The following is a 16432-nucleotide window of genomic DNA, read 5'->3' on the forward strand; positions in this document are numbered from 1 at the left end:
ATGAGAATGTGAGAACCGCAAGACTTTTAAGGAAAAGGAGAGGCTCAATGTTCCGAATGTGGGGAAAATTATGGAAAGACAATCATCTGGTAAAAGACACCGTTGCCTGCTGCGGCGACTACACAATGTCCAGAACCCAGATGGTATTTCAGACTTTGGATGAGATCTGCCATACGTTCGATTTAGAGCGTCCGATCTGGCTGGAACCCAACATCAAAGACTTCCAGCTCCGGTCCAAAACGCGCTTTACAAATGACAGCTTTATTGAAACCATAGATTTCGATTACCTGGAAATCCAGGTTCTCGAAGAGTAAATCCACCTGAGAAAAGGGAGTGTCGCAAAATCATCAAAATAGATGATTGAGCGGCACTTCTGCTTGTTACAGCAAAAAATCCGGCGCTCCCTATGGTTTCAGAGCAGATCGCCGGATTTTTGCCGTACTTTAATAAAACCTTTCGGTTTTATGATTTTTCTATGCAGTTTTTACTTCAAACAGATGGCTTCCTGTCCGGCCATTTTGGATCTTAGCATGCAATTTATTCAGATTATACCCCAGGCACAGCAGTAGGATCTCCAGTTTTACCTTCGTTTTCCCTCTCAGCAGAAATCTCTGGAATTCATAATCGTTTTTCAACACCCCAAAGGCTCCTTCTACTTGAATCGAACGGTTTGTCCGATACTGGATCCCTTTTTCGCTTATGATGTTCTCATAAGATTCCCGACGCTTTTTCAAAAAGTTTTTGGAAAGATACAGCCTCTTATTTCCCTTTGCCCTCGTACATTTTTTCTTATACGGACATCCGCCGCAATCCTCACATTCATATACTGTTACCTCGGACTGATAGCCGCTTTTGCTTTTCTGCTTCTTTTTAAACACTTCTCTCAGTGTTTTTCCTGCATGACAGGTGTAGGTGTCTGTCTCTTCCTTATACGCCATATTTTCCCGTTTACTGATGTCTTTCTTAAAACTTCTCTTTTTCCATTTTTCGTAGGTCTGCGGTTTGATGTAAGGGATCTGACCCTGGCTTTTCAGATATTCATAAGCCTCTTCGCTTTCATACCCCGAATCCGCAGTCACACTGGGATATCGAAATCCCAGGTTCACTTCCATGTTTTTCAGAAACGGCACCAGTGTCCATACATCATTCCGATCCTGAAAAATCCCAGCTGCCACAATGTATTCGCTGTCCACTGCGATCTGGACGTTATATCCAGGTTTCAGCTGGGCATTCCTCATATGATCATCCTTCATGTGCATAAAAGTGGCATCCGGATCCGTCTTGCAGTAGTTATTCCGGCCCTGGAAACTAGCTGTATGCCAGTCATAGATCGTCTGGCGTTCCAGAAACCGGCGGAACAGTTCCAGATATTTTTGATTCCGGCTTTTGCGTTTTCCTCTTCCATGTACCAAAACCGTCCCATCCAGACGGCACCGTTCTTCCAGAAACCGGCAGATTTCCTGAAGATCCTGGGTACGGCTTTCCTCTCCCACATGGAACCCGCAGATATAATCCTGGTTCAGAAGACAGACTGCCTCCTGAATCCGTTCGTACATCTTTGCTTCCCATTTCCCCACCGATTTCTTCCAGACGAAGGTATATTTATTGGCACAGGCTTCCAGTTTTGTCCCATCAATAAATACGGTTTCTTTTGATAATTCTCCGCTTGCTTCCAGGCGGCAGACCATCTGGTAGAACAGATTTTCACAGGCATCTGCCAGAAAACCGGTTCGGAAACGGGCAATGGTGCTGTGATCCGGTGCTTTTTGTCCGGCAAGCAGCCACATAAAGTTGATGTCGCGTCTGCATGCGGTTTCAATTTTTCTGGATGAATAGATGTTCTGGGAATAGGCATAAGTCAGGATCTTGAACATGGTCTTTGGGTCCACTGCCGGATTTCTGCCTTTGGCAGAGTAAGCCTGATACAGCAAGCTGTAATCTAAATCCTCCAATTCGTGGCTCAGCAGTCGAACAGAATCATCATCAGGAACCAAACCTTCCAAATTTAATGGCAAAACCAGTTGATAAGGCTCACCGAATTCGGTATAATTTTTATGGTATTTTAATTTACTGGTCATATCTTATTATACCATGGATTACGGGCTCTTCAGGGTCCGTTTTCTGTTTTCAGGGCATAAAAAAGGAGCCGCTGCTCCATAGATGATTACTCATCTATTTTGCAACGGCTCCTTTCGTTTAAGTATATACAAGTTCGAATAATTTCCTCCGCACGGTTGCGGATACTGTTCATGCGGCGCACCCATTCTATTTGGTCAGCCGCTTTGAGTGCTTCGGTTCCGCCCTCCTGCTTTGCCATAGCGGGAACGATGATTTCCATGCGCTTGTTACAGGCTTGGTCGATCTCGAACAGATACTTGAACAGAGTTCCCTCCAGCACATAGTTGTTGTAGAGGATTTTACGGTACTATATACTGTTACTCTCGCCCTGCAATTCATCATCGCGGATCAAACACTCGTACAGAGGGGTGATTTTTTCGTTTCTCATGGCTGTATCTCCTGAAATGAAAATGCCCTAAGTGTTCCCTTCACTAACCATGACAAAAGCCATGATTAAAAAGTCACTTAGAGCATATATCACCACTTACTGCTGAGATATTCCCTTATCTTTTCCAGAACCATCTCCGCCTTCTCATACTACTCTTCTGCTTCCCTTTTAGAAACAATGGCGAAATCCTCATAGTCCGCTTTTTCTCTCAGCCTGTAAGCCAACGTTATAATCTTTGATACTTCCCGATCAAAAATCCCCTCTTTTACATAATGCTGGTTAAAAAAAGCGATCACTCCAGAATGCTTTGATGAATCGAATGCACTCATAATTGTAACGGCTCTTAATCCATGAAAAATGGCATAATAGGAGCGATTGACAGACGCTTTATATCCACCCTTTTCAAGCATAACCTGAGCCATCTCCAAATCTTCCATTGCTTTTTCATATCTGTACTTTGACAGGTCTCTATTTATGCCGCCTTCCATAATGTCACACCCTCTCTCCGTACATTGCTGTAAAATGGAAGTACATTTTCCCACTTCCGGAAGGTTTCATAATCAATATCAATGACAGAAAACACTCGATTGTACTTCAAGTTCATATCTACAATAAAATCCAAAAGATGATCTTCCAGATTCTCATCTATTGTTCCATGAATCAGCAACGCAATATCCACATCAGATTCCTCCGTGCTGGTTCCACGGGCCACAGAGCCATATAAAATAATTTGCTCCAGCTTTTCTCCCATCATCGGCACAACACCATCTACAAATTCCTTTAAGGCAGTCTGTTCCATTCCGGCACCTCCTTCACGGTGATTCCTGTCTCTTTTAATTATTATACACGATATCCCGGACATTTTCATCATATGCGATAATTTTTTTCAGACATTTTCTTTTTTGATTGTTTTCTCCATATACTAGAGTTACTTTAAGAAAAAAAGAAGTGGCTGTTTTAAAGCCACTCCTCATTACATCAGAATATCATCTCTCCATCTGCATTCATGCCTTCAATCCTCTCGCTGGCTCTCCGATAGATATATGCAGAATCTGCCAATACATCTTTTTGCTGCATAATTGTTCGATTGATAGATCTCACCAGTTCCGCAGCCCTTCTTAGCTGGATTTCCTCTTCCCATTTCAAGAGAATTACCTCATGAACACTAGAAGGAAGGACTAACAGATCACCGCCAATCCGCTCTGCGGCAAGCTTCAAAATACCTGGATACAGTACCGCAGCAGCGCCATGAACACCCGACCGATTAGTTAAAACATACATTATGTAGCCTCTATGATGCATCATGCTATCAGCAAGAATCTCTTTTTTCAATTCTTCATTACCGCTTGCTACTGCCATCTTCCCGATCATTTCTCTTAAAACTAATTCCAGTGGCCGCAGAACTGCCGGCCGGCATCGCGGCGTATTTTGATCAGCCAGTTTCCAGAACTCCTCCTCCTTTATTTTCATCCACCGCAGCCAATCTTTAGTAAGCCTCATTTCTACCTGTTCTTTCTGAGGAGAATCATCTGATAAGTCCAAAGCCAATACAGCAGTCAGGTTCCCCCAGACAGACTTTTTTACACTTTTCTCCAACAAATCCTGATTTCCCCCAATTCCTTCTATGTGATAGACAATTCTGCTTTTATCAACCTTACCTTCTTCCAGCATCCTATATATTTTTTCTGATAAATTTTTCATAGCTGCCTCCTTTGTACTTACTTAATACATTCTTTTTCACGCGCTTTTTCTGTCCTTCGATTTTCTTAAATCCCTCATAACGCAGGAATAAATAGAATCTGTCATTTCTTCTAAGGAAGATATTTGATACCGGTTCAATATCCGTTCAAGGCTGACACCTGTTCTTTCCATCTCCTGTTCCAGGGCCCCCATTTGAAAACTGTCCGCCGGTACAACCGCCATCCGTCTTTTCAGCTCCCATTGATAAACGGTCTGCCCCACACCATTTGCAATACAAAGCCGGTCAATTATGCGATCCTCATTGTATCCGATGTTCTGTACCTGAAATCGCTCCTCGCTGTACCATTTGCCTCCTTTCTGTCTAATTTTCGCTTTTTCTGCTGGAATCCAAATGAAGGGAGCTGTGTAAAGCTCCCTTCCAATTCCCCAATTAAAACAGGCACGTTTAAAGCTGTCTGATGCCTGCCCTTTCTCCTTTTCGGCATAGCTCATAGTTCCTACATCCTGCTTTGCTACCCATTGCTGTTTTTCCGGATCCCAAATTTCTACGGTACAATACAGGTTTCCATCTAAAATCTGATGGCTCCTTTTCCAGCCAAAAGGGGTAAGTACCTCATCCAGGATTTTCTGGTCTACTCTTGCATCCTTAAACAGCAGGATGCTCATGCCTTTTTCATTAACTGCTCCAGCACGGCACTCAATCTCCTCCGTGCGCAGAAGTCTTATTTTGAAATTCAACTGTATTCCCTCCCATCTTATCAGTCTATAATAAGCCTCTCCTATGCCGCGCGAACTCTAAATTGTCTGTAATGAGACTCTTTCGTAAATTTCTGGTATAGCCCCGGCAGTACCTCCTGGATTCGTTTTGTATCCAACATAGTCTTCTCCACATTTTTCCAGGTTACTTGGTACCGTTCGCTGACTGCTTTCTCATTATCTTTCAGGTATAATTTTATTTCCTGCTCAATCTGCATCTGCTCCTGCTTGAGCACATCAATCTGCCGGATCAAATCCTCTCTCCGATCAAGCTTTCCATCAAAGCCCACCAGCCGGATTTCGCTTCCTCTATTTGCTGTGTGATAATAGTTTGTTAAAACCTCATCGCAGGCTTTAGAGCCATCTGGTTCCGGTATGATTCTAGGGAGCACATACTGCGTCCAGAATGCCTGCTCCACAGCGATCAGTTTTTGTATGATTTCCTCGTCCCATGTGATTTTGCGATATTGGAAATCTTTTCCCAAAATTACTACCGCAAGATACCATGTCCGTTTGCCGGTTACTGCCATATAATGAAGGCACTGGATAAGGTAATGGGATGGAATCTGCCCATCCTCCCATTTATCTGCATTATATACACTGGCAGTCTTGCATTCCAACCCGGCATCCTGTCCCACAATCAGACGATCTACATTAGCCAGCATAAACGGAAATTCATCATTTCGATACAACTGGCCCGACCGACGTACTTTTAAGCCGGTCGTTTCTGTAAAACGTCTTGCCACATACTCTTCCAGATCTCTTCCCTGCCGCATGGCTTCGCAATCCAAGTCTTCGTCCTCTTCCGTCGTCTTTTCCTGATAAACTTTCATTGGACTGCTGTAAGGATTTAAACCGCAGATCGCCCCAGCATCAGATCCACCTATGCCTGTTTTCCGAAGCTTAAGCCATTCTTCTCTGGACATTCCCTTTGTTGATATCCGAATCATTCTGCATTTCCTCCTTCATCTTGACTTTTCTCCACTTTCATCTTTTTCATAGCTTTCTTCTTTCATTCCCCGCTGCACAGCGGCATCAAATTCCCGTTGATGTAAGAGATTTCCGTCCCGTCCTATCGAGGGCGGTTCTGCCAAAACTTATCGCGCCTCATTAAATTTAAATCCCATATCACTCTCAAGATTCTCGATATCTACCGCCAGATACTTCCGGTAAATACCATCGCAATCTGAAAGCCGGCATGATATATCCGTATAGTCGCATACCCATTTCATATCCTCTAACGGATTAAGACGCCTCAATTCATCAATTTCTTTTTGAATTTTGCAGCGTTCTTTTTCTCCTTCTTCCGTAGTATCTGTTTCGTGTTTTCTTTCTTCCCTCTCTTTGATGGCATCTTTTATAACATCTCTTAATTCTGACTGCACCATTAGAAAGACTTTGTCGGTAATTGTATATAGGGTGATTTCTACCCCATTTCTCTTCAAATCATCAACAATCTCTCCGAGGTCGTAATTGAACCCATCTATTATAGCGAGGTCTGACCGGCTGCACTCTAAAATTTCCATAAGCAGATACTCTCTGATTCCCATCTTTTATTCCTCCTGCATAATAAAAGAGACCCACATTTCTGCAGGTCTCAACCATACTTCTTGTGCCGCAGGCATTACGCTGCCTGAACGAGCTGATAGGCCTGATCGATTAACAGGTTTCCCTCTACTGTTTTGGCAAAGAGACTCTCTCTGTAATTTGATCGCTCCTTTAAAGGCTTTGCATGAGTGGCGAAATCCGATACTGCATTGATGAAGCGGTACCCATTCCTTCCAATCCCCTTTAAATCTGGTGCTTCAAAATAACGGGATTTTACTTCTTCCCTTAGCCGAAGAATGTTCTTTCTCTGCTGCGGCGTAGCATTCTCCGCCATAGGAAACAATGTATCCGTATATGCATATATCTGCTGGTCTGAAAGCTTTTTGTGATTTAATACATCAATCGTTTTCCCTAATTCCGTCATATAATTTTCTGCAAAGAAAAGAGTCCTCCTTGCATCCTCCAGTTTCCCTTGAATATCACCCACATGGTTTGCTGACCAGCTTCTTTTAGCCGCTGATAATGCCAGATTCAGGGTATTCTGGCATACAACTCTTATCGGTGTCATGGCTGCTTTAATAGCGCCGGTAAATAGCAATCTGAGAGTCCCGTTTGTAATCCAAGAGTCTCTTTTTGTAATTTAAAATCCTGTTTTGTAAGTGAGATTCCCATTTTGTAAATGAAACTCCCGTTTTGTAAGCGAGATTCCCGGATTTTCATTCGCACATAGATATGGTATAATACATTCAGCAGTAAATTTGCGCACAACAACCAGAGATCAATCCCCTCTCGAAATTTTTGTATTCGGAGAATCCATCCCTGCTTTAGCTGGATATGATTGTTCTTTTCTGGCGGCTCTTTCGCAAATTTATTTGTTACTTTTTGAGAAGTTTGGGCTTCAGGATGATATTCTCGGCGGCAACCGGTGAACATCCAAGTTTCTTGAGCACATCTTCTCCGTAATAAAAGCTGAACGTTTCGTATGGGTAAATAGCAATCTGAGAGTCCCGTTTGTAATCCAAGAGTCTCTTTTTGTAATTTAAAATCCTGTTTTGTAAGTGAGATTCCCATTTTGTAAATGAAACTCCCGTTTTGTAAGCGAGATTCCCGGATTTTCATTCGCACATAGATATGGTATAATACATTCAGCAGTAAATTTGCGCACAACAACCAGAGATCAATCCCCTCTCGAAATTTTTGTATTCGGAGAATCCATCCCTGCTTTAGCTGGATATGATTGTTCTTTTCTGGCGGCTCTTTCGCAAATTTATTTGTTACTTTTTGAGAAGTTTGGGCTTCAGGATGATATTCTCGGCGGCAACCGGTGAACATCCAAGTTTCTTGAGCACATCTTCTCCGTAATAAAAGCTGAACGTTTCGTATGGGCTGCGGTTGTTCAGCTTTTTTCTTTTGTACGAATTGATATGATCCATCATCCGGTAAATATCGGACTGTGTCAGATCATCGAAACTGCTTCCCTTGGGCAGAATACGCCGTATCAGTTCGTGGTTTACTTCACAGGCCCCTTTTTGATATGGCGCACTGGGATCACAATAAAATCCGTTCGTTCGGTTACAGGGAACAGTGTCACGCCGCTCCATTTCTTTTGGATTTGAGAACTCACTCCCGTTGTCTGTCAGGATAACCGGAAACAAACGGCTGAACAGCTCTGGGCCGAGAACTTTATCCAACAGCTTTATAATCCGTATCACAGAGGCAGACGTATTCGCATCCCGCAGAAACGCCAGCATCAAGCTGGTTTCAACAAAGTGTATGGTAAGCAGACATTTGCCTCCGGCACGGCCGATCACCGTGTCCATCTGCACAATGGCAGTTTCCGGATTATTCTCCAGAAACTTCTGGAAATCCGTATAACTACGCCCGATGCGGCAGCCCCTGTCCACTTTGAATTCGGGCTGCTTATAACGGGGACGATATTTAACTTTACGTGGCAGATCAATGTTCCTGATGTCAAAAAGCTGGGCATCCACATAGTTATACAAGGTCTTCTCGCTGCACATCAGTTCATCAACGTGATCCAGATAGATCTGATGGAGTGACTGCCCGTTTTTGACCAGAGGACTGATGATCCGATTGATCCTGGCGATATCCCCTTCATTGGATAGAATTCCTGTCCGGGCTTCCGAGATTGCATGATGAGCCCTTTCATGTGCATCTGCCGGATCATAAATACGCTTCAGCAGCGTGCATTTCGGAAGCTGACCGCATCCATTACAAACATAAGGCGGTTTATTTTTGACAGAACAAACGTCCTCTATAAAATCCGGACAGTGAAGCGTGCACTCCGGGCATAAACTGCATTTGTATGCGGATGGATGCGTACAGCTCGTTCCGCACAGTTTTTTTGCTTTGCATGAAATGCGGAATTTACAAGGATTATAAGGATATCCGGGCCGTCCGCTTTTCTTGTCATGGGAATACTTTTTAATCTCCTTGGCAATCGTTGTACGGTCCTTACCCAGTTCTTTTCCGATTGCACCAAAGGAGGCATTCTCCTGAAGGCGCTGTGCAAGGATGATCCGATCTTCATAGGATAAAAACTTTGACATGGTGGCTCCTTTCCCGCCGCCAGAAATCAAAGCATAACAGAAAAGAGACCAACGATCCAGTCCGTCTCCTTCTGTTTGTAAAAGAAAATCCATACCTTTCTTTTACATCAATAATAATTCACTTTTTACACCCATCCGAGATAGAGGGTATGGAATCTCGGATTACAATTAAGGGCTTTAATAGCGCCTGTACCATCATGGCTGTTTATAAAAACTAAATACGGCATGATCTCATCCCCACTTATAATATACCTCTGTGGGAGTCGGGCCAGAATCCATGTACGCCTGCCATTCTGTATGGAACCCGCTGTTTCATATGTTACCCCTTCACCTAATAATTCATCCGTGAAGGCGAAGGCCTCTTCATTCTGCACGACTTTATAGCGTTTTGTCACCACTCCCAGGATCTGCCCGTCAGTCTCCCGGATATTCGCCTTAAAGCCTCTCACAAGCCGCCCGTCTTCTGTTATCAACTCCTTCTGGAGCACTTTCCAGTTTAATCCAGCGGCATCCAATGCCTCCCTGGAGCTCATGGCCTCCTCAACACTGGTTCCCAGTCCATACCACGGAGCCCTCCTGGCGTAAAACATATTCTCACTATTTGCTGACATACTCTGTCCTCCTTTTCTGATGTAGGAACATAACTTCTATGCTCCATTGCTGCTTCAAGATTACTTCTTCCAACGAATTTCCAGACAGCCAAGTACATATACCGCTGCCGCTCCTGCTATTCGCACAAGAAGCTTCACCATTTTTAGCCCTTTCTGCATCTATATCACTCTCCTTTTTAATTTATAGAAGAATAATATATAATAGAAAGCCATAAAAATACGCCGAGCTTCCCGCCTAAACCTGAAAACAATAATATAATCTATAAAAAACCATACAGAACTAATTTTGAAAGAGAGGAGATTTCTATGTTTGAATACATACCAGATATTTTGACCTTTAAAGAATGCCAAAATCTATTAAAAGTTGGGAAAAATACATTGCTCAATTTAATTCATCAAGGAGAGCTCGATGCATTTAAGATTGGGAATCGGTGGAAGATTCCTAAAGAGGTGGTATTGGAGTTTATTCGGAATAAATATTGACACCCTATTAGACAGTACTGAACTGCTTCCCGTCAAGTAGACAATCAAAAAAATATAATTTTTTTCTGCCAGTAGGTATCACCTGCTGGCAGATTTTTACGCTGCCTGTAAATATTTTTCGTGTTTCTCCATTGGTGTTACTATACCAAGCTTCCTCTGCAAACGTCTGTTGTTATAGTAATTGATATATTTCTCTATCATGACCACCAGTGATTCTCTGTCCATAAATCGTTTACCATAATAACGCTCCCGTTTTAGAATTCCCCAGAATCCTTCCATTGGTCCATTATCGATACACTTTGCTACTCTGGACATGCTCTGCATCATCCCTGCTGCTTCAAGTTTTGCATGAAAGGCTCTATTGGTGTATTGAAAGCCTCTGTCACTGTGAAACATCGGATGTGCATCAGGATTATCTTTGACTGCATCATCAAAGGTATCAAACACTAATGCATTACTATTACTGTCTCCAATACGGTAGGATACGATTCTTCGGTCATACAGGTCAAGAATTGCACTTAAATATACCTTGTGCTTTTCATTTCCGATATAGTAATGAAATTCCGTTACATCGGTCAACCACTTTTCATTCGGAGCTTCTGCCGTAAATTCACGATTCAGGATATTTTCGGCTATGTACTGTGGATTTGCAGCCTGTCTTGTACAGCTATCGTTTGCATATTTAATGGTGGATTTGATACCAAGTTTCCGGCAGATGCGCAAAACACGTTTATCATTTACATCAATGTCATGGTAACGCTCCAACTCATCACGGATTCTGCGATAACCCTTATCAGGTGATTCTATGTGGATTTTTTCTATCAGTTCCGCAATTTTTCGGTTTTCCTGTTCATTCTCTGACATTTCATGGTTCAGCCATTTGTAATAAGCCGCCCTTGAAACACCGCCAATCTTACAAAGCGCCTGTATCGGATAATCGTGTTCTTTCTGTTCTTCTTTGACAGCCTGATAGATATGCTCGTGGCGGATCAGGCTCAGCCCCGCCTCCTTTCGATTTCCTCTAATTTTTTTAAGAATGATAACTCCATTTCTGCACGTTGCCGTTTGGCTTTTTCCAGTTTCAACTCCGCTTGAAGCTTTTCCACCTCTGTAAGAGAATCTTCCGATTTTCTTTTGCCGCGGTTATCCTGTAATGCAGGAACTCCGCCTGTTTCGTATTTGATAGTGTAATTTCGTGCCTGCTGATAGGACACCTTAAAGTTTTCTGATGTTTCAGCATAGTTATGGCCATGGGAAATGCAGTAGGATGCAATTTCCACTCTTTCTTCAAACGTTGTTTTTCTTCCTTTGGTCATAAGACTACATCCTCCTGTTCTGGAAGCCTTCAGTTCCTTATGACCATTATACAGCGCAATCCATTGCCTGAGTGTACGAGTACTGGAAATTTTATATTTTTTACAAATATCACGTAGTGAACCAAGACCAGAAAGATACTCTTGTACGGCAATCTCTTTCTCGGCAGAAGTTCTTTTGGTCCATCCTTTGTTGTAAAAGGTTTCTGAACCCATAGACTGATAATTACGAATCCATTCTTCTAAAGTAGTAGGATGAATTCCTTCGCCTGTTGATACAGATGTAATACTATGTTTAGCTTCCAAAATAAGCTTTACCATTCGTAATTTATCTTCAGCAGAATATTTACGCATAAGAAATGCTCCCTCCTTGATAAACAGTTTTATTATTTCAACTGTCTACCTAGAAGGGAGCATATCATACCCAAAAGAGGGGTTAATTGCAGGGGAAAAATACAAGAGAGATGTCGTTTGTGATACGACATCTCCCTTTAATGCACTACATAATTCTCCTTTATTTAATTTACGTTCTTTGAAAAATGGTAATCACCGGCATATTCCTCAAATACAGAATTGATTGCTTCAAGCGATGGATAATCAATAGCTTCCCGACTATACCAAATAACTGCAACTTCTTCCGCCTCTCCACCCCCAAACGTAATATATAAATCGCACGTTTCCGTGGCACTGATTATTTTAGAATATCCTCTATAACAGACATTTTCTGGATTCCCTGATTCAAATAATACAAATTCCATACGGTCTTCAGTCCCTGTCACTTGAAAAGAATATTCCTCATCGGGAGTCATAGCCCATTCCGTATTTAGTATGTCTTCTGCCAGAACTCTGCTGTATGTTTCGTCATCCAATGAACTTCCTTCCCCTTCTATTTCTTCAGGCGAGGCCTCTTCTGCGGAATATTCATTGTGCTCTTCCATATATTATCATCTGAAATCATTCCTTCAATTTACGACGCCACATCTCCATTTTTAAATTTTCCTTTATGTATGATGGTTCCATCCTTTTCATATAACGTACCGCTCCCTGAGTATTCTCCATTCTTAAAGCTCCCTTTGTATTGTACCTGCCCAGTTATATAATATGAAGTTCCCTTTCCGCTATATTCACCTTTTTGAGCCTTTCCTTCATACTGAACTTGATTTGAATAGGGATAATATAATTTAATTTCTCCATTTGGTGCTCCCGCTTTATATTTTCCCTCTACATAAACATAATTGCCGACCTCATACTCTGTCGCTTTCCCTTCCAATTTTCCTTTTTTCCACTCTCCCTCCATTTTTTTTGAAATATAAACCAAAGGGTACTGCGAAAAATAATTACTTCTATTTAAGTTGCCAACATATACCGAATTTGCTTTCCCTACCATATTCGTTGTTTCAGTTAAGTTCTCTACATATTCAGTTACATCTTCCTGATACAATCCAAAAACAAAGGCTCTATCAAGTATTCTATTCATTGCATTTTCTACTGTGTAGTATTCGCATCCCTCTCCGTTTCTCATGCCATCTTTAAACTCGCCTTCATAAATAACCTGATAAAATGGCTCTGGCTCATCTAACTCACGTGCATACTGATATTCAATGCCGTGTCCTGATCGATATCCATTTGAAAATTCACCAATATATATAGGAGCATACTCCTCTCCATACAATTTCAGTAAAACACCCTTCCCATTCGGTCTCCCGTCCTTGATATCTCCATAATAATAAAATCTATCCAAAATCCAATCGACCGTTTTAATCAAATACTTTTGCGAGCTAAACATTTTTGATTCTTCTTTTAATACAATCAAATCAGATTCATCAAGACCTTGCATTTCCTCATATACATCCAATATTTTTGTACTCTTTTTATACTGATATGGAAAAGTTTGAATTGTGTAGGACGATCCTATGTATTCATATCCATTATTGCTGCTTTCCGCATATGAAATATTGGGAAAAAGCAGAATTCCTATAAGTATATAAAGTAATCCCATTCCGTTTCGTAACATTTCGTTTCCCCCTTCAAGCTCCTGATCTGCTTCATGATTAAATAATTCCAACAGAATTACATATAGCCGCTAATATTCCCATAACAAACATCCAAACAATAAATGCCCTTGTCATGTACGCCATGCCTGTTCCAATGATAAGGTACAATAAGTTTCGCAAATTGAAAAGTAGTTAAAAAGAGACATGGTTTGCAGCCCTCTGGTAGAATGAAGTCACGACACACCATTCTGAAAGGAGACAACAAACCATGTCCGAAAAGATTGTACAGCTTAACGAGGAAGTAATCAAGGGTCAAATCAAAGAACTGGTACGAGGCAGCGTAGAGGAAACCCTCAACGAACTGCTGGAGGCCGAGGCGGAGAAGCTGACCCAGGCGGCCCGGTACGAGCGCAATGAGCAGCGTCAGGGCTATCGCAGCGGCCACTACAACCGTAACCTCACCACCACTTCCGGGGACGTCACTCTCAAGGTTCCCAAACTCAAGGGAATCTCTTTTGAAACCGCCATCATTGAGCGGTATCGCCGCCGGGAGAGCAGCGTGGAAGAAGCCCTCATTGAGATGTACCTGGCAGGCGTATCCGTTCGGCGTGTGGAGGATATTACCGAGGCCCTCTGGGGTAGCAAAGTCTCTCCCTCCACTATAAGTGAGTTAAACAAGAAAGCGTATGTCCACATCGAGGATTGGCGGAACCGTCCTCTGCAAGGCGGACGATATCCGTATGTCTATGTGGATGGGATCTATCTGCGCCGTAACTGGGGCGGCGAATTTGAAAACGTAGCCATTCTTGTGGCAATTGCGGTCAATGAGGACGGATACCGTGAGGTTCTGGGTGCCGCCGAGGGCATGAAGGAGGACAAGTCCAGCTGGGTCAGCTTCTTCCAGTGGCTGCGTGGCCGAGGTCTGGACGGTGTGAAACTCATTGTTGGAGACAAGTGCCTTGGTATGCTGGAGGCCGTGGGAGAAGTATTCCCCGAAGCCAAGTACCAGCGCTGTACCGTCCACTTTTACCGCAATGTATTCTCGGTCACGCCTCGCTCCAAGGTGAAGCTGGTGGCAAAGATGCTCAAGGCGGTCCACGCCCAGGAAAGCAAGAAAGCAGCCCGGGAAAAGGCCAAAGCTGTGGTGGAAGAACTGCGCTCCATGAAACTGAAAGAGGCGGCCAAGAAGGTAGAGGATGGCATTGAGGAGACGCTGACCTACTGCGATTTTCCCAGCGAGCACTGGACTCGCATCCGTACCAATAACGTTATTGAACGACTCAACCGGGAGATCCGCCGCCGTACCCGTGTGGTGGGCAGTTTCCCGGACGGCAATTCCGCCCTTATGCTGGTCTGTGCCCGGCTGCGCCATGTGGCCGGCACCCAGTGGGGCAACAAGAAGTACATGAACATGAAGCACCTGGAGGCAGCCCTTGAAGATGCCTCCATTGCTGGCTGACTTCACTCATGCCAGACCCTGCAAACCATTTTGCGAAAAATACTTGACACTACCGTTCCAATTGTATTTCTAAAAATAATCTTGCATATTTTGCTTGTTATTATCAGAGAAATAATAAAAAGTATAATAATAAAAATATTCATCTTATCCTGTCCTCTCCTTGTAATACATTTCTATTCTAAAGCTACCAAGAAACCGATCACCGCTATAAAAATAATGAGAGCGGCACTAACAATAATGCCTGCTATCGCCATTTTTCTTCTTGACGATTTTAATGCTTTTATTCCTGTAATTAAGCCAATAACTGCCAATATAAACGGCGGTAAAACCGTCATAACAGTAACCCATGACAAAATCGAACAAACAAGACTTATAATTGCCAAGTGCGTTGGATTTTTCTTCCGCTCTTCTCTTTGTAAATCTTTTGCAATTTTTTCTTTTTCATGACGCATGGCTTTTTCTCTTGCTTCGTCCAAAGCTTTTCTTTCCGCTTCTACTCGTATCTCCTCTAATTCCCCCTTTAATTTTTCTTTTGCTTCTTCATGGGCTCTACGCTCAATTTCTTGCTGCGCCTTTTTTCGTTCCAATTCAATTTGAGCACGTTCTTCCTTTTCCCGTCTGATACATTCTTCCGCTTCTTTTTGTGCCAAACGCTCTGCTTCTATTTTTGCTTTCTCTCTGGCTTCCGTTAACGCTTTTTCCTGCGCTTTCTTTTTTATATCTTCTAATTCCCCTTGAATCGCAGCTTCAGCATCATCCTTTACCTGTTTTTCAATCCCTCGTAATTCTTGGGCTCGATTTGCTATTAAGGTTAAGAAGTCATTGAAATTATTTGTGGCCTCTTCGATCCCCGACTTAGCTTCATCATACAATTCTGTTAGGTCAGCCTTATTGGCCTGATACACTGATTCAATATCCGCAATGTTTGCATTATATGTTTCTATGATCCCTTGCCTGAAAAGGCTCTGTGAACCAGCTTTTCTATCTAATTCTTTTAAAGATTTTTCTTTATACCTCAGTTCTTTCTTTCTCTCCGTTTCACGATATCTCTCATTTTCATCCCAATCTTTCTTCGATTGATTTACTTCTTTCTCCCAATAAATTTTTTTCCCTAAAAGTTTTTCCAGCGTATCGTCTTTAACCAGATCATCGTCTCTCTCTTTTAAATATAACAAATCTAAAATTTCGGCTTTAGCAAAATATGTTAGATTCCCTAAAATAAATGGACTTAAGCTACTAACGCAATCATTACAGAAATTACCATCTTTACACTTAAATCCTGTAAACATATTTACCTTTTTCCCACATTTAGCGCAAATCTGTGACATAGTATCTCCCCATTATCCCGTAGTTTCCGATATAAGAAAAATTTCAATAAGCTTTTAATCTTTGCTTTGCTCCGATCTCAAGCATCCAATTGGTTTTCTTATAAAGCAACGAGTTTATCTTTTTCTCATATTTTATTTATTTCCATCATAAACCTTTTAAGTG

20 protein-coding genes are annotated in these 16432 nt (G+C 42.3%); 3 read left to right on the top strand and 17 right to left on the bottom strand.

Annotated elements, in window-relative coordinates:
- The first annotated feature begins 47 nt into the window (after positions 1-47).
- Positions 48-314: a hypothetical protein gene (locus tag KE531_07605; protein MBR9953491.1), complete on the top strand. Its 267-nt coding sequence runs from the start codon at positions 48-50 to the stop codon at positions 312-314.
- Between the two features lie 159 nt (positions 315-473).
- On the opposite strand, the gene KE531_07610 is transcribed toward KE531_07605, so the two are convergent.
- The 12 genes from KE531_07610 to KE531_07665 form a co-directional block, all read right to left on the bottom strand.
- Entirely contained in the window at positions 474-2078 is a 1605-nt protein-coding gene (locus KE531_07610) for an IS1182 family transposase (protein ID MBR9953492.1), read from the bottom strand.
- 86 nt (positions 2079-2164) lie between these two features.
- Positions 2165-2416, bottom strand: coding sequence for a TnpV protein (locus KE531_07615; GenBank protein ID MBR9953493.1), 252 nt, complete (start codon positions 2414-2416; stop codon positions 2165-2167).
- Positions 2417-2655: 239 nt separating this feature from the next.
- Positions 2656-2994 (bottom strand): HEPN domain-containing protein, encoded by a 339-nt coding sequence (locus tag KE531_07620; GenBank protein MBR9953494.1) that lies wholly within the window; start codon positions 2992-2994, stop codon positions 2656-2658.
- Positions 2979-3305, bottom strand: a complete 327-nt coding sequence (locus KE531_07625; GenBank protein ID MBR9953495.1) for a nucleotidyltransferase domain-containing protein — start codon at positions 3303-3305, stop codon at positions 2979-2981. Before KE531_07625 ends, KE531_07620 begins: the two co-directional genes overlap by 16 nt.
- Positions 3306-3484: 179 nt before the next feature.
- Complete coding sequence (locus KE531_07630; GenBank protein ID MBR9953496.1) at positions 3485-4207, bottom strand: hypothetical protein; 723 nt, start codon at positions 4205-4207, stop codon at positions 3485-3487.
- A gap of 36 nt (positions 4208-4243) precedes the next feature.
- Positions 4244-4945 carry a hypothetical protein gene (locus tag KE531_07635; GenBank protein ID MBR9953497.1) on the bottom strand — a complete coding sequence of 234 codons (702 nt, stop codon included), beginning with the start codon at positions 4943-4945 and terminating at the stop codon, positions 4244-4246.
- Between the two features lie 41 nt (positions 4946-4986).
- Complete coding sequence (locus KE531_07640; GenBank protein MBR9953498.1) at positions 4987-5913, bottom strand: YqaJ viral recombinase family protein; 927 nt, start codon at positions 5911-5913, stop codon at positions 4987-4989.
- 147 nt (positions 5914-6060) lie between these two features.
- A complete protein-coding gene (locus KE531_07645) occupies positions 6061-6513 on the bottom strand; it encodes a hypothetical protein (GenBank protein MBR9953499.1) in 453 nt (150 codons plus the stop codon).
- 74 nt (positions 6514-6587) lie between these two features.
- On the bottom strand, positions 6588-7079 hold the full coding sequence (locus KE531_07650; protein MBR9953500.1) for a DUF932 domain-containing protein: 492 nt from the start codon (positions 7077-7079) through the stop codon (positions 6588-6590).
- Positions 7076-7843, bottom strand: a complete 768-nt coding sequence (locus tag KE531_07655) for a hypothetical protein (protein ID MBR9953501.1) — start codon at positions 7841-7843, stop codon at positions 7076-7078. Before KE531_07655 ends, KE531_07650 begins: the two co-directional genes overlap by 4 nt.
- Positions 7786-9081, bottom strand: coding sequence for an IS30 family transposase (locus KE531_07660; GenBank protein ID MBR9953502.1), 1296 nt, complete (start codon positions 9079-9081; stop codon positions 7786-7788). Before KE531_07660 ends, KE531_07655 begins: the two co-directional genes overlap by 58 nt.
- A 125-nt stretch (positions 9082-9206) precedes the next feature.
- The gene (locus KE531_07665; GenBank protein ID MBR9953503.1) at positions 9207-9692 is read right to left on the bottom strand and encodes a DUF932 domain-containing protein; all 486 of its coding nucleotides are present in this window, start codon (positions 9690-9692) and stop codon (positions 9207-9209) included.
- Between the two features lie 306 nt (positions 9693-9998).
- Here KE531_07665 and KE531_07670 point away from each other — a divergent pair, with 306 nt between their 5' ends.
- Positions 9999-10175 (top strand): helix-turn-helix domain-containing protein, encoded by a 177-nt coding sequence (locus KE531_07670; GenBank protein MBR9953504.1) that lies wholly within the window; start codon positions 9999-10001, stop codon positions 10173-10175.
- Positions 10176-10271: 96 nt separating this feature from the next.
- On the opposite strand, the gene KE531_07675 is transcribed toward KE531_07670, so the two are convergent.
- The 4 genes from KE531_07675 to KE531_07690 form a co-directional block, all read right to left on the bottom strand.
- Complete coding sequence (locus KE531_07675) at positions 10272-11201, bottom strand: IS3 family transposase (protein MBR9953505.1); 930 nt, start codon at positions 11199-11201, stop codon at positions 10272-10274.
- Positions 11171-11842, bottom strand: a complete 672-nt coding sequence (locus tag KE531_07680) for a transposase (GenBank protein ID MBR9953506.1) — start codon at positions 11840-11842, stop codon at positions 11171-11173. The genes KE531_07675 and KE531_07680 overlap by 31 nt, the downstream gene beginning before the upstream one ends.
- Before the next feature lie 164 nt (positions 11843-12006).
- A complete protein-coding gene (locus KE531_07685; protein ID MBR9953507.1) occupies positions 12007-12426 on the bottom strand; it encodes a hypothetical protein in 420 nt (139 codons plus the stop codon).
- Between the two features lie 29 nt (positions 12427-12455).
- Complete coding sequence (locus KE531_07690) at positions 12456-13502, bottom strand: hypothetical protein (GenBank protein ID MBR9953508.1); 1047 nt, start codon at positions 13500-13502, stop codon at positions 12456-12458.
- Positions 13503-13750: 248 nt separating this feature from the next.
- Here KE531_07690 and KE531_07695 point away from each other — a divergent pair, with 248 nt between their 5' ends.
- Positions 13751-14941, top strand: coding sequence for an IS256 family transposase (locus KE531_07695; protein ID MBR9953509.1), 1191 nt, complete (start codon positions 13751-13753; stop codon positions 14939-14941).
- Between the two features lie 173 nt (positions 14942-15114).
- On the opposite strand, the gene KE531_07700 is transcribed toward KE531_07695, so the two are convergent.
- Positions 15115-16269, bottom strand: coding sequence for a DUF4428 domain-containing protein (locus KE531_07700; protein MBR9953510.1), 1155 nt, complete (start codon positions 16267-16269; stop codon positions 15115-15117).
- Positions 16270-16432: the final 163 nt, after the last annotated feature.

It is taken from the genome of Eubacteriaceae bacterium Marseille-Q4139, from assembly GCA_018223415.1.
Lineage (GTDB): Bacteria > Bacillota > Clostridia > Lachnospirales > Lachnospiraceae > CABSIM01.

Coding starts and splice junctions, on each gene's coding strand:
- KE531_07670 (MBR9953504.1), top strand. CDS start 9,999: ATGTTTGAATACATACCAGATATTTTGACCTTTAAAGAATGCCAAAAT.
- KE531_07625 (MBR9953495.1), bottom strand. CDS start 3,305: ATGGAACAGACTGCCTTAAAGGAATTTGTAGATGGTGTTGTGCCGATG.
- KE531_07650 (MBR9953500.1), bottom strand. CDS start 7,079: ATGACACCGATAAGAGTTGTATGCCAGAATACCCTGAATCTGGCATTA.
- KE531_07605 (MBR9953491.1), top strand. CDS start 48: ATGTTCCGAATGTGGGGAAAATTATGGAAAGACAATCATCTGGTAAAA.
- KE531_07695 (MBR9953509.1), top strand. CDS start 13,751: ATGTCCGAAAAGATTGTACAGCTTAACGAGGAAGTAATCAAGGGTCAA.
- KE531_07620 (MBR9953494.1), bottom strand. CDS start 2,994: ATGGAAGGCGGCATAAATAGAGACCTGTCAAAGTACAGATATGAAAAA.
- KE531_07690 (MBR9953508.1), bottom strand. CDS start 13,502: ATGTTACGAAACGGAATGGGATTACTTTATATACTTATAGGAATTCTG.
- KE531_07665 (MBR9953503.1), bottom strand. CDS start 9,692: ATGTCAGCAAATAGTGAGAATATGTTTTACGCCAGGAGGGCTCCGTGG.
- KE531_07630 (MBR9953496.1), bottom strand. CDS start 4,207: ATGAAAAATTTATCAGAAAAAATATATAGGATGCTGGAAGAAGGTAAG.
- KE531_07680 (MBR9953506.1), bottom strand. CDS start 11,842: ATGCGTAAATATTCTGCTGAAGATAAATTACGAATGGTAAAGCTTATT.
- KE531_07685 (MBR9953507.1), bottom strand. CDS start 12,426: ATGGAAGAGCACAATGAATATTCCGCAGAAGAGGCCTCGCCTGAAGAA.
- KE531_07655 (MBR9953501.1), bottom strand. CDS start 7,843: ATGTTCACCGGTTGCCGCCGAGAATATCATCCTGAAGCCCAAACTTCT.
- KE531_07700 (MBR9953510.1), bottom strand. CDS start 16,269: ATGTCACAGATTTGCGCTAAATGTGGGAAAAAGGTAAATATGTTTACA.
- KE531_07640 (MBR9953498.1), bottom strand. CDS start 5,913: ATGATTCGGATATCAACAAAGGGAATGTCCAGAGAAGAATGGCTTAAG.
- KE531_07660 (MBR9953502.1), bottom strand. CDS start 9,081: ATGTCAAAGTTTTTATCCTATGAAGATCGGATCATCCTTGCACAGCGC.
- KE531_07610 (MBR9953492.1), bottom strand. CDS start 2,078: ATGACCAGTAAATTAAAATACCATAAAAATTATACCGAATTCGGTGAG.
- KE531_07645 (MBR9953499.1), bottom strand. CDS start 6,513: ATGGGAATCAGAGAGTATCTGCTTATGGAAATTTTAGAGTGCAGCCGG.